General features: G+C 64.9%; 15 protein-coding genes. 9 read left to right on the top strand and 6 right to left on the bottom strand.

Annotated features, from left to right (window positions below; genetic code table 11):
• Positions 1 to 21: 21 nt before the first annotated feature.
• Positions 22 to 273, top strand: a complete 252-nt coding sequence (locus HV701_RS21585; RefSeq protein ID WP_175135051.1) for a hypothetical protein — start codon at positions 22 to 24, stop codon at positions 271 to 273.
• 486 nt (positions 274 to 759) lie between these two features.
• Here the strand turns inward: HV701_RS21585 and pyrE are convergent, their stop codons facing one another.
• Positions 760 to 1,449 (bottom strand): orotate phosphoribosyltransferase, encoded by a 690-nt coding sequence (gene pyrE, locus HV701_RS21575; RefSeq protein WP_175135050.1) that lies wholly within the window; start codon positions 1,447 to 1,449, stop codon positions 760 to 762.
• A gap of 134 nt (positions 1,450 to 1,583) precedes the next feature.
• Here pyrE and HV701_RS21570 point away from each other — a divergent pair, with 134 nt between their 5' ends.
• Both HV701_RS21570 and gdhA read left to right on the top strand, forming a co-directional pair.
• Entirely contained in the window at positions 1,584 to 2,372 is a 789-nt protein-coding gene (locus HV701_RS21570; protein WP_175135049.1) for an exodeoxyribonuclease III, read from the top strand.
• A 450-nt stretch (positions 2,373 to 2,822) separates the two neighbouring features.
• Positions 2,823 to 4,169: an NADP-specific glutamate dehydrogenase gene (gene gdhA, locus HV701_RS21565; RefSeq protein WP_175135048.1), complete on the top strand. Its 1,347-nt coding sequence runs from the start codon at positions 2,823 to 2,825 to the stop codon at positions 4,167 to 4,169.
• A 100-nt stretch (positions 4,170 to 4,269) separates the two neighbouring features.
• Here the strand turns inward: gdhA and HV701_RS21560 are convergent, their stop codons facing one another.
• Both HV701_RS21560 and HV701_RS21555 read right to left on the bottom strand, forming a co-directional pair.
• The gene (locus tag HV701_RS21560; protein ID WP_175135047.1) at positions 4,270 to 4,761 is read right to left on the bottom strand and encodes a copper chaperone PCu(A)C; all 492 of its coding nucleotides are present in this window, start codon (positions 4,759 to 4,761) and stop codon (positions 4,270 to 4,272) included.
• A 21-nt stretch (positions 4,762 to 4,782) separates the two neighbouring features.
• Positions 4,783 to 5,682 (bottom strand): LysR family transcriptional regulator ArgP, encoded by a 900-nt coding sequence (locus HV701_RS21555; RefSeq protein ID WP_175135046.1) that lies wholly within the window; start codon positions 5,680 to 5,682, stop codon positions 4,783 to 4,785.
• Positions 5,683 to 5,831: 149 nt separating this feature from the next.
• On the opposite strand from HV701_RS21555, the gene HV701_RS21550 reads away from it, so the two are divergent.
• The 6 genes from HV701_RS21550 (at position 5,832) to HV701_RS21525 (ending at position 12,703) form a co-directional block, all read left to right on the top strand.
• Complete coding sequence (locus HV701_RS21550; RefSeq protein ID WP_175135045.1) at positions 5,832 to 6,464, top strand: LysE/ArgO family amino acid transporter; 633 nt, start codon at positions 5,832 to 5,834, stop codon at positions 6,462 to 6,464.
• A gap of 126 nt (positions 6,465 to 6,590) precedes the next feature.
• A complete protein-coding gene (locus HV701_RS21545) occupies positions 6,591 to 7,532 on the top strand; it encodes a LysR substrate-binding domain-containing protein (protein ID WP_175135044.1) in 942 nt (313 codons plus the stop codon).
• A gap of 330 nt (positions 7,533 to 7,862) precedes the next feature.
• On the top strand, positions 7,863 to 9,026 hold the full coding sequence (locus HV701_RS21540; RefSeq protein ID WP_175135043.1) for an ABC transporter substrate-binding protein: 1,164 nt from the start codon (positions 7,863 to 7,865) through the stop codon (positions 9,024 to 9,026).
• Positions 9,027 to 9,165: 139 nt separating this feature from the next.
• On the top strand, positions 9,166 to 10,038 hold the full coding sequence (locus tag HV701_RS21535; RefSeq protein WP_175135042.1) for a branched-chain amino acid ABC transporter permease: 873 nt from the start codon (positions 9,166 to 9,168) through the stop codon (positions 10,036 to 10,038).
• Between the two features lie 3 nt (positions 10,039 to 10,041).
• Positions 10,042 to 11,964, top strand: coding sequence for a branched-chain amino acid ABC transporter ATP-binding protein/permease (locus tag HV701_RS21530; protein ID WP_175135041.1), 1,923 nt, complete (start codon positions 10,042 to 10,044; stop codon positions 11,962 to 11,964).
• A gap of 16 nt (positions 11,965 to 11,980) precedes the next feature.
• Positions 11,981 to 12,703, top strand: coding sequence for an ABC transporter ATP-binding protein (locus HV701_RS21525; protein ID WP_175135040.1), 723 nt, complete (start codon positions 11,981 to 11,983; stop codon positions 12,701 to 12,703).
• A gap of 168 nt (positions 12,704 to 12,871) precedes the next feature.
• On the opposite strand, the gene HV701_RS21520 is transcribed toward HV701_RS21525, so the two are convergent.
• The 3 genes from HV701_RS21520 to HV701_RS21510 all read right to left on the bottom strand — a co-directional run bounded on the left by HV701_RS21520 (position 12,872) and on the right by HV701_RS21510 (position 14,734).
• Entirely contained in the window at positions 12,872 to 13,300 is a 429-nt protein-coding gene (locus HV701_RS21520) for an organic hydroperoxide resistance protein (RefSeq protein ID WP_175135039.1), read from the bottom strand.
• A gap of 152 nt (positions 13,301 to 13,452) precedes the next feature.
• Positions 13,453 to 13,914: a MarR family winged helix-turn-helix transcriptional regulator gene (locus HV701_RS21515; RefSeq protein WP_175135038.1), complete on the bottom strand. Its 462-nt coding sequence runs from the start codon at positions 13,912 to 13,914 to the stop codon at positions 13,453 to 13,455.
• Positions 13,915 to 14,026: 112 nt separating this feature from the next.
• Positions 14,027 to 14,734 (bottom strand): Crp/Fnr family transcriptional regulator, encoded by a 708-nt coding sequence (locus tag HV701_RS21510; RefSeq protein WP_175135037.1) that lies wholly within the window; start codon positions 14,732 to 14,734, stop codon positions 14,027 to 14,029.
• Positions 14,735 to 14,890: the final 156 nt, after the last annotated feature.

Here is a 14,890-nt window from a genome sequence, read left to right as displayed (position 1 = left end):
TTTTGCGCCGGAGACTTGGCCATGACCACCCCCTATCTATCCGTTCCGCAAGAACAGGTCGCCGAGCGACTGGATGAACTCATTGAAGCGGCCCATACCGGGACCCGCGTCGTCATCACCCGGGACGGCAGGGCGTATGCCCAGTTCTGGCGGGTCAACCCGCTGCTGACCGAAGAGGCGCACCGCGCGATCGAGGAACTCAAGCAATTCAAGGGCATCCCGTATGTGGACGACGCCACCTGGTGGTATGCCGTGAAGGGGATACGCGAATGACGCTCGTGCTCGATGCGTCGGTTGCCTTGAGCTGGCTGCAATTGCCCAGCCAGACCCCAGTGGGCAAGCGCTCACGATACTGGAAGGCCTGATTGACAAGCCCGCGCGTCCCATCGATCTGGAAGCTGGAAGTCGCCCAGGGAGCCTTACGCATCGAACGGTTGCGGCAAGCCACGCCAGACATGCTAAAAAAATTCTCGACGCGGTTGAAGATGGCGCCGGTGGTCAACGAAAGCCGCCCTGCCGCCACCTGGCTGCCGCCCTGTGTCGCCCTTGCCCGGGAACACGCCCTCACGGTGTATGACGCGTCGTACCTGGAACTTGCGCTTTGGCACGCTGTCGCACTGGCCACCTTCGACAAGCGCCTGGCGCAAGCGGCATATGCCTGCGATGTCGTCGTCATCGGCCCTGAAGCGCCGGCCAGCAGGCTGGAGTCCCCGGCGGCCCGATACGGAAGCCGGCAGGCCAGCTCACACCGGTCCGGGTTTATTTCACCCCGTACTTCGTCCGGTACGCCTGCACTGCGTCGCGGTGTTCGGCAAATGCGGCGTCGTCCTGCAGCAGCGCCATGATGTCAGCCAGCGACGCGATCGCCACCACCGGGATGCCGTAGGTCTTGGCCACGTCCTGTACCGCCGAATGCGGCGACAGCGCGTCATCGGCGCCGGCGCGCTCCATGCGGTCCATGGCGATCAGCACGGCGGCCGGCTCGGCGCCGGCGTTGCGGATGATCTCCACCGACTCGCGCACCGAAGTGCCCGCCGTGATCACGTCGTCGATGATGACGACCTTGCCCTTGAGGGGCGCGCCCACCAGGGTGCCGCCTTCGCCGTGGTCCTTGGCTTCCTTGCGGTTGTAGGCGAACGGCACGTCGTTGCGCCCCTGCATGGCCGGATGATTGGCCAGCGCGACGGCGGTGGCGGTGGCCAGCGGGATGCCCTTGTAGGCCGGGCCGAACAGCATGTCGAAGGCCACGCCGGAATCCAGCAACGCCTGGGCGTAGAAGCCGGCCAGTTTGCCCACCGACGCGCCGCTGTTGAACAGGCCCGCATTGAAGAAGTACGGACTGATGCGGCCGGACTTGACCTTGAAGCTGCCGAAGCGCAACACGCCTTCGTTCAGGGCGAAGCGGACGAAATCGAGCGAGGTGGCGGAGGCGGTGTGGGCGGCAGACATGCGGGCAGGATCCGGGAGGTGACAAACCCCGGCATTTTATCCGGTGTCGGGGCCATTCCCGGACAACGTCGTCGAGTCGGTTAAATTCCTGGCATGGTTCCGGCCGTTCCTGGCCGCTCTACAGGAGTCCCGCTTTGCTGCGCATCACGTCGATCAACCTCAATGGCATCCGGTCCGCCTTCCGCAAGGGCCTGCAACCCTGGATGGAAAAACACGCGGCCGACGTGCTCTGCCTGCAGGAAATCAAGATTTCGGACGGCGACCTGACCGACGAATTGCGCCACCCGCCGGGCTATACCGGCCATTTCCATCACGCCGAGAAGAAGGGTTACAGCGGTGTCGGCATCTACCTGCGCGATGCGGCCGAACGCGTCAGCATCGGCCTGGGCTGCGAAGAGTTCGACCACGAAGGCCGCATCATCCGCGCCGACTGGAAGAACCTGTCCGTCATCAGCGCCTACCTGCCCTCCGGCTCCAGCGGCGACGAGCGCCAACAGGCCAAGTACCGCTTCCTGGACCGCTTCGGCCCCTGGATCGACGAGCTGATGCGCGAACACAAGAAGACCGGCCGCGAATTCATCATCTGTGGCGACTGGAACATCGCGCACAAGGAAATCGACCTGAAGAACTGGAAGGGCAACCTGAAGAATTCCGGCTTCCTGCCCGAGGAACGCGCCTGGCTGACCGACGTGTTCGACAAGCGCGGCTTCGTCGACGTGTTCCGCGCCATCGACGACCGTCCCGACCAATACACCTGGTGGAGCAATCGCGGCCAGGCCTGGGCCAAGAACGTAGGGTGGCGCATCGACTACCAGATCGCCACGCCCGGGATCGCGGCCCGCGCCCGCAGCGTTGCCATCTACAAGGACGAACGCTTTTCCGACCACGCGCCGTTGACCATCGACTACGACGCCACACTCTGAAAAGCCGCGGCGGCGGAATCATCATTGCGCCGCCCGTGCCTGATCCGGATCAAAATATAATTAGGGACACATAATAGGAAATGGCTCCGTCAGAATAAGACCATGCTTCACTCATGCGCGGGATTCCCCTATGAGATGGCGATTGCGCGCTGCCCGCCAGGATTGAATAATATTGGGGACACATAAAATTTCCCTGTGAATTCAATGCCTCCCGCGGCGCCCCATGACAGACAAGGTTCCCGGCGCGCCACCCCAAACACCATACGTCCCCGATAAAACAATAAAAAAGTGCTTTGATATCAAGGTGATGGCGCACTTTCCCGCTTTGCGCAGGGCAACAAAATAGCCCTACAATCCCGCACCAAGCCGGTGCAACTCGCACCAAAACGGAGAAACAACGCCCCAATACGGCGCATCTCCGCACTCATTCGAAGCGCCCCCAAGGAGATCATGTTGAAAGTGCAGCGTCTGGACGACTTCCTGCGTAGCGTCGCCGTGCGCGATCCGCAGCAACCGGAATTCATGCAAGCCGTCCAAGAGGTGATGCTGAGCCTGTGGCCTTTCATCGAAAAGCACCCCCACTACGCCGAGCACGCCCTGCTCGAGCGCCTGGTGGAACCGGAACGCGTGATCCAGTTCCGCGTGTGCTGGACCGACGACAAGGGCCAGGCGCAGGTCAACCGCGCTTTCCGCATCCAGCACAGCTCGGCCATCGGCCCGTTCAAGGGCGGCATGCGTTTCCACCCCTCGGTGAACCTGTCGATCCTGAAGTTCCTGGCGTTCGAGCAGACCCTCAAGAACTCGCTGACCACGCTGCCCATGGGCGGCGGCAAGGGCGGCTCCGACTTCGACCCCAAGGGCAAGTCCGATGCGGAAGTCATGCGCTTCTGCCAGGCCCTGATGATCGAGCTGTACCGCCACCTGGGCCCGGACACCGACGTGCCGGCCGGCGACATCGGCGTGGGCGCGCGTGAAGTCGGCTTCATGGCCGGCATGATGAAAAAGCTGTCGAACTCCACCGCCAGCGTCTTCACCGGCAAGGGCCTGACCTTCGGCGGCAGCCTGATCCGCCCCGAGGCCACCGGCTACGGCACCGTCTACTTCGCCGAGGAAATGCTCAAGCGTGTCGGCAAGTCGTTCGACGGCCTGCGCGTGTCGGTCTCGGGCTCGGGCAACGTGGCCCAGTACGCCATCGAGAAGGCCATGGCGCTGGGCGCCAAGGTCGTGACGGTGTCCGACTCGAACGGCACGGTGGTGGACGAGGCCGGCTTCAACCACGAGAAGCTGGTGGCGCTGATGCACGTCAAGAACGATCTGCGCGGCCGCCTGGACGCCTACGCCCGCCAATTCGGTCTGGTCTATGAGCCCGGCAAGCGCCCCTGGCACGTGCCGGTGGACGTGGCCCTGCCCTGCGCCACCCAGAACGAGCTGGAACTGGCCGACGCGGAAACGCTGATCAAGAACGGCGTGCAATGCGTGGCCGAAGGCGCCAACATGCCCGCCACCCTGGAGGCCGCCAAGGCCTTCATCGCCGCCCGCGTGCTGTACGCGCCGGGCAAGGCCAGCAACGCCGGCGGCGTGGCCGTATCGGGCCTGGAAATGGCCCAGAACTCGGCCCGCCTGTCATGGACCCGCGAGGAGGTGGACACGCGCCTGCACGCCATCATGCGCGACATCCACGAGAATTGCGTGCGCCACGGCCACAGCGAGCGCGAATACGTCAACTACCTGGACGGCGCCAACATCGCCGGTTTCGTCAAGGTCGCCGACGCAATGCGCCAGCAAGGCCTGTACTGATCGCCAGGCCGGCGCGCCAGGCGCCGGCGCACCGCGACAAAAAAGGCGGCAGGCTCGAATCGCCCGCCGCCTTTCTTCATTGCCGAACAGTCCGGCGCGATCAGTGCTTCATCGCGCCGTGCTCGTGGCTCATGCCGGGGTTGTGCGAGGCCGGCTTGACCTTGAACTGCACCGCCACCTCGCCCGCCTTCTCGAACTTGAGCGTGGCCGGCACGGTGGCGCCCTCGGCAAACGGCGCCTTCAGCTTGATGAACATGACGTGGTAGCCGCCCGGGGCCAGTTTGACCTCGCCACTGGCCGGCAGCGCGATGCCGCCTTCGACCTGGCGCATCTTGGCCACGCCGTTGGCCGTCTCCACGGTATGCAACTCGACGCGTTCGGCGGCCTCGGAGGTGACCGACAACAGGCGATCAGGCGTCTTGGCATCGTTGTCGATGTCCATATAGCCCGCGCCGTTGGATTGCCCCGGGGCGGACGCGCGCACCCAGAGATCGTCGACCTCGACATCGCCTACCTTGTAATCCTTGGCCCAGGCCGAACCGGCTGCGCACAGGCCCAGGACGGCGACAGCGGCGAACTTGCGGATGTTCATGGGGGGTGTTCTCCTATGGGGTTAACGCCGCCGGACCAGGCTGCGGGCGGCTGACAGAACCGAGTCGGTCAAAGCTTCCATCGCTTCGGAGTTTACCCGCCAATGCTGCCAGTACAACGGCACGTCCTCCCACGCGCGGCCCCGCAGCAGCATCAACTGACCTGCGTCAAGATGTTCCTGCACCAGCGGCAGCGGATTCATGGTCCACCCCAGTCCGCCGAGCGTCGCCTGCACAAAGGCGCGGGTGGACGGCACCCACCAGACCGGCGGCTGCCACGGCGCCGGGTCGGAAATCTTGTGCGCGAACCGCGCCTGCAACGCGTCCTTGCGGTTGAACACCAACACCGGCGCCTGTGCCAGCGTCTGCGCATTCACGCCCTGGGCGAAATAGCGCTTGTGGAAAGCCGGCGTGCAGGTCGCCACGTAGCGCATGCTGCCCAGCGCATGGATGCGGCACCCCTGCACCGGATCGGCCAGCGTCGTCACCGCTCCCAGCACCGCGCCATTGCGCAGCAATGCCGCGGTGTGGTCCTGGTCCTCGGACTGCATGTCGAGCGTGGCGCGGGTACGGCTGGAGAATTGCAGGGCCGCGTCGACGAACCAGGTTTCCAGGCTGTCGTGGTTGACCGCGATGGGGATGCTGGCATGCGGCACGTCGTCGTCCGCCACCCCCAGCCGGTTCAAGGCATCGTGCTCCAGCAGCGCGGTCTGCTCGGCCAGTTGCACCAGCACCTGGCCGTCGGTGGTGGCCGCCGCCGGCACAGTGCGCTGGACCAGCAGACGCCCCATGCGATCTTCCAGCGCCTTGATTCGCTGCGACACCGCGGAGGGCGTCACGCTCAAGGCCAATGCCGCCCGCTCGAAACTGCCTTCGCGCACCACCGCGGCGAGGGCGCGCAGGTTGCCGTGATCGATTTTCATGAAATTAGTTTTACTTAATATAGTGAAGGAAAATTAGCTGTATTTCATATGCATGGCAAGCGAGAATATTGCATTGCCGGCATGCGCAACGCTGCCGGCCCGCTATCCAAGCGCCACCACAAGGCGTTGCAGTCACAAGGTTCGCCGTCATGTTCACCACGTTGTCATCCCCCCTCTTCCTTACCGCCTGGGCCAGCGGCACGGCCACCGGGCTGGGCCTGTTCGCCGTCGTTGGCGCGCAGAGCGCATTCATTCTGCGCCAGGGATTGATGCGCGCCCACCTGCTGTCGGTGGTCGCGATCTGCGCGCTGATCGACGCGGTTTTCATCTTCGCCAGCGTGTCGGGCCTGCAGGCCCTGACTTCCTGGTTTCCGTGGCTGACCACGGCCGTGCTGTGGTTCGGCGTGGCATTCCTGTCCTGGTATGCATTGCAGTCGGCGCGCCGCGCCTGGACCGCCACCGGCGGCCTGGCCGCCGCGCGCGCCGTGGTGCCATCGCGCCGCGCCGCGATGTTGGGCGCGCTGGGCTTCTCGTTGCTCAACCCGCACTTCTGGCTCGACATGGTGGTGGTGGGATCGCTGGCCCATGGCTTTGACGACGCCCGCATGGCGTTCGCCGCCGGCGCCCTCACCGCCAGCCTGCTGTGGCTGGCCGTGCTGGGCATCGGTTCGCGGCTGTTCGCGCGCTTCTTCGCCAGCGCCTCGGCCTGGCGCGTGCTGGATGGCGTCATCGCCGTGGTGATGGCCGGCCTGGCCGTCAGCCTGGCGCTCAAGGGCGTCTGACGGCCCTCCCGGGTCTCATCTCCCAGATGCCGCCGGAATACGGGGACAGACTTTCTGGTCCCACACTTTTATAATCGCCGGGTTGCCACTTCTTCGTCGGGCGCATGGCCGGCCCGCCAGACGATCATGCGCGGACCTTCTCCCTCCAAAGACGTGCGCCTGCCGCCGCTGGCCGCCATCCAGGCGTTCGAAGCCGCCGCCCGGCTCGGTTCGTTCGAGCGCGCCAGCGAAGAACTGTTCGTCACCGCCAGCGCCATCGGCAAGCGCATCGCCGCGCTGGAAGCGCAACTCGACGTCACCCTGTTCATCCGCAGCAGCCGCGGCATCACCCTGAGCGCGGCCGGACGCGAATACCTGGAACAGGTGCGCACCGCCCTGGCCCTGCTGTCGGACGCCTCGCTGCACAAGCGCGGCGAGCCCAAGCCGGAACCGCTGCGCGTGGTGTCCACCCCGACCTTCGCGCGCCAGGTGCTGATCCCCGCCCTGCCGGGCTTCACGGCCACCCATCCCGAGGTCGAACTGGAAATCATGCTGTCCATTCCATACCTGGACATCATGCCGCCGAATGCCGATGTCTGGATCCGTTTCGGCAGTGGCCGCTACCCCGGGCTGCACACCCGTCCCTTGACCGCCGACCCGGTTTTCGCGGTCTGTTCGCCAGCGTACCGTGACGCCCACGGGCCGTTCCGGCAACCGCGAGACCTGGCGCGCGCCGCCCTGCTGCGTTGCCCGATGGAACCATGGCGCCCCTGGCTGGCGGCCGCCGGACTGGATTGGCCGGAGCCGACGCGCGGCGTCTGGCTGGTGGACCTGGGCATGATGCTGGCGGCCGCCCGCGCCGGCCAGGGCATCGCGCTGACCCGCCGCACCCTGGCGGCCGAATGGCTGGACGAAGGCAAATTGCTGCGCGTGCTCGATATCGAGACCGCCGGAGAATCGCAGTACTACCTGTGCACCGAAACCTCGCGCCCGCCCGGCGGCGCGGTGCAAGCGTTTTCCCTATGGCTGACCGGCGTCTGCCAACGCGCCGCCCAATGGCCACGCGGCCTGGCGGCCCACCCGGAATAAATTTCCAGCCCCATCCGGAAGGAAATTCCGCGCACCGTGGCGCCGCCGTGGCTAGCATGCGCCGAACGCGGTCGCGCACGCGCCGGCCGGCGCGCGCAAGCGTCCTTGCCCCGGGTTGCCGACCCATGCTGCGTCGCAGCATCCGATTTTGTAACCCGTGCGCGCGTACTAGGTATTTACACGGAATAACCCCGTCGGGTCAGATTCGCGTAAGCGATTAAGCAGACAGTCACAACACGCAACACAGGAGCGCGCCATCCACTTTGCCTTGCCGCCTGGCGCCGGCACACGGTTTTCCACGCAGTTCTACTAATTACAACGGAGACATCCATGGATTTTCGTTTGAAGCTGCTTGCAGGAACCCTTGCTTTTGCTGTCTCGGCCGCGGGTTACGCCGCCGACCCCATCAAGATCGGCGTTACCGGCCCCTATACCGGCGGTTCTTCCTCCATGGGCGTGAGCATGCGCGATGGCGTGCGCCTGGCAATCGAGGAAATCAACAAGAGCGGCGGCGTGCTTGGCCGGCAACTGGTCGCGGTGGAGCGCGATGACGAAGCCAAGAACGAGCGCGGTGTGCAGATCGCCCAGGAACTGATCAACAAGGAACAAGTCACCGCCACGGTCGGCTACATCAACACGGGCGTGGCGCTGGCCTCGCAGCGTTTCTACCAGGATGCCAAGATTCCGGTGTTCAACAACGTGGCCACCGGCAGCGTCATCACCCATCAGTTCAAGGCGCCGGAATACAAAGACAACTACGTGTTCCGCAACTCGGCCAACGACAGCATCCAGGCGCCGATGATCGTCGAGGAAGCCGTCACCCGCCGTGGCTTCAAGAAGGTGGCGATCCTGGCCGATTCCACCAACTATGGCCAGCTGGGCCGCGAGGACCTGGAAAAGGCGCTCGACGCCAAGGGTATCAAGCCGGTGGCCGTCGAAAAGTTCAACATCAAGGACGTCGACATGACGGCCCAACTGCTCAAGGCCAAGTCCGCCGGCGCCGAAGCCGTGCTGACCTACGGCATCGGCCCCGAACTGGCGCAGATCGCCAACGGCATGGCCAAGCTGGGCTGGAAGGTGCCGATCATCGGCAGCTGGACCCTGTCGATGGCCAACTACATCGACAATTCCGGCGCCAACGGCGAAGGCGCGCGCATGCCGCAGACCTTCATCCAGGACCCCGACACGCCCAAGCGCAAGGCCTTCATCGACGCTTATCTGGCCAAATTCAAGCCCAAGAACGACCGCATCGACTCGCCGGTTTCGGCGGCCCAGGGCTATGACTCGGTGTTCCTGCTGGCCGCGGCCATCAAGCAGGCCAACTCCACCGACGGCCCGAAGATCCGCGAGGCGCTCGAGAACCTGCAAACGCCGGTCGAAGGTGTCGTGATGACCTACGACAAGCCGTTCACCCACGACAACCACGACGCCATCACCACCAAGCAAGTGCTGATTGGCGAGGTCAAGGGCGGCCGCGTGGTCAAGGCCAACTGAGTTCGTCCGAAGCAAGCGCGCGGCGGCGGCCCTGCCGCAGCCGGTGTCTCCGCGCGCGGGACACCGGCACGCCGTCGCCCGACAACAGCGTTCTGCCCAAGGGGGTTGGGACGGAACACAGCGCCTCACGACACACACCATGATTCTTCTACAGCTTATCTATAGCGGTATCGCGCTGGGCATGATCTATGCCGTCATCGCGTTCGGATACCAGCTCACTTTCGCCACCTCCGGCACCCTCAACTTCGGCCAGGGCGAAGCCCTGATGCTGGGCGCCATGGTCGGACTCACACTGGTCGGACTGGGCGTGAACTACTGGGTGATGATTCCCATTGTCTGCGTCTTCGGCTTCGCGCAAGGCGCGCTGGTCGAGCGGGTCGGCGTGCGGCCGGCCATCAAAACGCGATCGGAATTCGGCTGGATCATGGCCACCATCGCGCTGGGCATCATCTTCAAAAACGTGGCCGAGAACGTCTGGGGCCGCGATGACCTGCGCTTTCCCTCGCCGCTGCCCGAGGCGCCGATCCAGGTGATGGGCGCCAATGTGCTGCCGATGGAACTGCTGGTGGTGTTCGGCGCGCTGGCCATGATGCTGCTGGTGGAAGTGTTCAACCGCAAATCCATCTACGGCAAGGCCTTCGTCGCCACCGCCAACGACCGCGATGCCGCCGGCTTGATGGGGATCAACACCGGCATGGTGATCACGTTTTCGTATGCCCTGTCGTCACTGACCGCCGCCTTCGCGGGGGTGCTGGTGGCGCCGCTGACGTTGACCGGCGCCACCATGGGCGCGGTGCTGGGCCTGAAGGCCTTCGCGGTGGCCATCATCGGCGGCCTGTCCAGCGGCATGGGCGTGGTGGTGGGCGGACTGATCCTGGGGATCGCCGAGACCACCACCGGTTTCTATATTTCCACGGGGTACAAGGATGTGCCGGGCCTGGTCCTGCTGCTGCTCGTACTGACGTTCAAGCCCGCCGGCCTGTTCGGCAAGACCGCCATCAAGAAGGTGTAACCGATGAAACCCCTGCACCTTCTGCTCTCCGTCGTGGCGGTCGCCTGCCTGGCGGCCGTGCCGCTGGGCGTGACCAACACGTACTACCTGCACCTGATCGAAACCATCATGATTTACGCGATCCTGCTGTTCGGGCTCGATATCGTGGTGGGTTATACGGGGCAGGTGTCGCTCGGCCATGCGGGCCTGTTCGGCATCGGTTCCTACGTGGCCGGCGTCTTGTTCTTCCATCTGCAACTGCCGATTTGGGTAACCCTGCCGGCGGCCATCGTCATCGCCGCGGCCTTTGGCGTGGTGTTGGCATTGCCGGCGCTGCGCGTGACCGGGCCCTATCTGGCCATGGTGACGCTGGCGTTCGGCACCATCATCCAGATCCTGATCAACGAAATGACCTTCATGACCGAAGGCCCGCTCGGCATCAAGATCCCCAAGCCGTCGATCGGCGGGCACATCCTGACCAAGAGCGAGTACTTCTGGCTGGTGGCGGCGTTGCTGGTACTGTCGCTGATCGTGGTGCACCGCATCCTGAAATCGCACCTGGGCCGTTCGTTCGAAGCCCTGCGCGACAGCCCGATCGCCTCTGACTGCATGGGCGTGTCGGTGTACCGGCACAAGGTATTCGCCTTCGTCATCAGCGCCGGCTTCGCCGGCCTGGCGGGCGCGCTGTATTCGTATTCCGAGCAGTACATCTCGCCCAATACCTACAACTTCGAGCTGACCATCCTGTTCCTGCTGGCCATCATCATGGGCGGGCGCAAGAGCCGTACCGGCGCGTTGCTGGGCGCGTCGATCATCGTGCTGCTGCCCAAGATGCTGGACGATATCGATACCTTCCGCCTGATCGCGCTGGGCGTGGCGATCTTGGTGACAGTGGGCAGCGTGCTCGCGGTGTCCAAGGGCCGCACCGACGCCCGCCGGGTGGCGGTTCCGGTGGCCGGCACCATCCTGCTGGCGGTGTTCTCGTACTGGCTGGATGCGGTGACCGACTGGCGCCTGACGATCTTCGGCGCCATGATCCTGTTTGTCGTGTACTACCTGCCGGACGGCATTGTCGGCTTTGTGCGCAACCTGTTCTTCTCGAACCGCCGCGCGGTGCTGGCGGTCAAGAAAGACCTGATCAACGAACGCGACGCGGTCCCGGATGCAATCCAGGGCAAGGGCGAGACGCTGTTGGCGGCCAAGGGGGTGCTGATGCAGTTCGGCGGCCTCAAGGCCTTGAACCAGGTTGACCTGACGGTCGAACGCGGCACCATCCACGGCCTCATCGGGCCGAACGGCTCGGGCAAGAGCACCATGATGAACGTGCTTACCGGCATCTACGTGCCCACGGCCGGCGCGGTGGAATTTTCGGGCAAGTCGCTGGTCGGCCTGGCGCCGGCCGACATCGCCGCCACGGGCATTGCCCGCACCTTCCAGAACGTGCAGCTGTTCGGCGAAATGACCGCGCTGGAGAATGTGCTGGTGGGCCTGCACCACACCTTCACCACCGGCCTGGCCGGGATCGCGCTGCGCACATCCAAGTGGAAAGGCGAAGAGCAAGGCGCCCGCGCCCGCGCCCTGGCACTGCTGGAATTCGTGGGGCTGGAGGACCTGGCGAACGAAGAAGCGCGCAACCTGCCCTACGGCAAGCAGCGCCTGCTGGAGATCGCCCGCGCGCTGGCGCTGGATCCGCAGTTGTTGCTGTTGGACGAACCGGCGGCGGGCCTGACGGCGCCCGATATCGTCGAACTGCTGGCCATCATCCGCAAGGTGCGCGACCACGGCATCACCCTGATCCTGATCGAGCACCACATGGATGTGGTGATGGGCGTGTGCGATACCGTGTCGGTGCTGGACTTCGGCCAGAAGATCGCCGAGGGGCTGCCCAACGAAGTACAGAGCAACGCCAAGGTTATCGAGGCGTATCTGGGCGGCGCGCCCGCCTGACGCCGAGGACGACAACATGCTATCGATCAAGAATCTGGAAGCGGGCTACGGGAAAGTGAAGGTGCTGCACGGCATCAGCATGGAAGTCCCCAAGGCCAAGGTGGTGACGTTGATCGGCTCGAACGGGGCCGGCAAGACAACGACGATGCGGGCGCTGTCGGGGATGATCCGGCCCACGGCGGGCGAGGTTACGCTGAGCGGCAAGCGCATCGACGGCCTGGAATCGCACCGGATCGCGCGGCTGGGACTGGCGCATTCGCCCGAGGGGCGGCGCGTGTTCCCGACGCTGTCCGTCACTGACAATCTGCTGCTGGGCGCGTTTCCCCGGCTCACCGGGAGCCGCCCCAAGGGCAACGTGCAGGCGGATCTGGAACGGGCAATGGATCTGTTTCCGCGCCTGAAGGAGCGGCGCGATCAGCTCGCGGGAACACTGTCGGGCGGCGAGCAGCAGATGCTGGCGATGGCACGGGCGGTGATGCTCAATCCCGAGCTGGTGTTGCTGGACGAGCCGTCGATGGGGCTGGCGCCGATCCTGGTGGAGGAGGTGTTCCGGATCATCGCGCGGCTCAAGGACGAAGGGGTGACGATGCTGCTGGTCGAGCAGTTCGCGGCGGCGGCGTTGAATGTCGCCGACTATGGGTACGTGCTGGAGAACGGACGGATCTCGGTGCACGGGAGTGCCGACAAGCTCAAGCACGATCCGGCAGTGGTGGCGGCCTATCTTGGTGGGTCGCACTAGCCAGGCGTGTCTCGCCCGGACCGTGAGTCCTTCAGGCGTACGGCCTGGCCGCCGACGGATTTGGCGGGCGTGCCGTTCGTGCCGGGAGGGCGACCGATGACAAAGGCAGGATTGCGCGTACCGCGCAATCCTGCCTTTTCCTTGGGCGCGCGGGGACCCGCGCCGCGATCAGACGTCGATGGTCAGGGTGACGTCGATGTTGCCGCGGGTGGCGTTCGAGTACGGGCAGACGATGTGGGCGGCGGCGACCAGCTTTTCGGCTTCGGCGCGGTCCATGCCGGGCAGCGAGATCTTCAGTTCGGCTTCGATGCCGAAACCGGTGGGAATGGGGCCGATGCCGACCGAGCCATCGATGGTGGCGTTGGCGGGCATGGCGATCTTGTCGCGGCCGGCGACGAACTTCATGGCGCCCATGAAGCAGGCCGAATAACCGACGGCGAACAGCTGCTCGGGATTGGTGCCGGCCGCGCCGGCGCCGCCCAGTTCCTTCGGCGTGGTCAGCTTGACGTTCAGGTTGCCGTCGCTGGAGACGCCAGTGCCTTCGCGGCCGCCGGTGACGTGAGCGTGGGCGCGGTAGAGAACTTTTTCGATGGACATGGTGTGTTCCTTTTGGATGAAGGTGGGACTGCCAGGCTGGCGGGACCCTTCCCGCTTCGGCCCTTACTAATCAAATAGCATGCTATTTCATAGCGCACTACCTTTAACCGGGAATGACAGCACTAACTATCATCCGCCTCAAAGACTGCGGCTCAAAGACTGCCGACCAACTTTTCCCGCAATTCGTGCAACGACTTCATGGTGCCCTGCACTTCTTCCAGCGAGCACCGGGCCGCGGCGGCGATGGCGTGGGGCACGGCCTCGGCCTGGTTGCGCAGGTCGCGGCCCTGCCTGGTCAGGGCAACGATGACCTGGCGTTCGTCATCGTGTGCGCGGGTCCGGGTGACCAGGCCCGCCGCTTCCAGCCGCTTGAGCAGGGGCGTCAGCGTGGCCGAGTCCAGGAACAGGCGCGCGCCGATATCGGTGACCGTGATCTCGTCGCGTTCCCACAGCACCAGCATGACCAGGTACTGCGGGTACGTCAGATCCAGGCCGCGCAGCAGCCTGCGGTACACCTTGTTCATCGCCAGAGAGGTCGAGTACAGGGCGAAACACAGCTGGTTGTCTAGCAGCAGCGGGTTGAGCGCGCCTTTGGGCTGGGATCTGGATTTCATTGCGCAATATTAAATAGCGCACTACTTATTGTCAAGCCCTCTTCCCGCCAATTTTTGTAACGGCCAGCCTGCCCGCGAGCGGCGTCACGGCAAGCGCGGCCGCCGCCGGCGCTCAGGCGGCGTGCTCGCCTTCCTGCGCGCCGCGGTCGGAGCCGTACCGCTTGAGGCCGTCCAGGTCCAGCACCCGCACGGCGCCGTACTCGACGTTCAGCAGGCCCGCCTCTTCCAGCTTGCGCAGCGCCTGGTTGGCGCGCTGGCGCGAGACCCGGGCCAGGTAGCCGACCTCTTCCTGCGTGATCGTCAAACGCATCCCCATGCCGGGATACAGCAGGGGATTGAACAGTTCAGCCAGGCAGCGCGCCACGCGCGCGTCCGGGTCCAACAGGCGGTCGTATTCGGCCTTGCCGATGAACTGGGCGACGCGCTCGTTCAGTTGGTGCAGCAGGTAGCGGTTGAACGGGATGCTGCTATCGAGCAGCCAGTCGAAGGTCGCGGCCGGCAGGCGCGCGACGACCGAATCGCGCAACGCCACGATGTCGTACTTGCGGACTTCTCGCTTGAGCAGCGAGCCCTCGCCGATCCAGCCGCCGGCCGGCACGCCGGTCAGCGACGCGACCTTGCCTTCGGCATTGCCCACCGATACCTTGACCAGACCGGCCAGCACGCCGATCCATGCCTGGGCGAGTTCGCCTTTGCGCTCTATGATCGACCCGGCGGCCACCTGCTGCACGGAAAGGTCTCGCTCGACGCGCGTTTGCTGTTCGCTGTCGAGCACGCGAAACCAGGCCGCGGCAAGTTGCAGGGAGTCGGATAGCTGCATCGGGAATACCCTAAAAGTTCCTTGAATGTCGCGATGGTGACAGTTGGTAGCAACCCAACCTTATACCTTAACTCCTGCCGTAAATCTAAAACCAACTGGTCAAGCGCGATCGCCCGCGCGCCGCATCTCGCGGCCCCGGGTCCGATGCGCCCAAAC

Source organism: Achromobacter pulmonis (assembly GCF_902859765.1).
In the GTDB taxonomy this organism is placed as follows: Bacteria; Pseudomonadota; Gammaproteobacteria; order Burkholderiales; family Burkholderiaceae_B; genus Achromobacter; species Achromobacter pulmonis.
The sequence above is the reverse complement of the archived record's forward strand: the minus strand, read 5'-3'. Positions and strand labels throughout refer to the sequence as shown.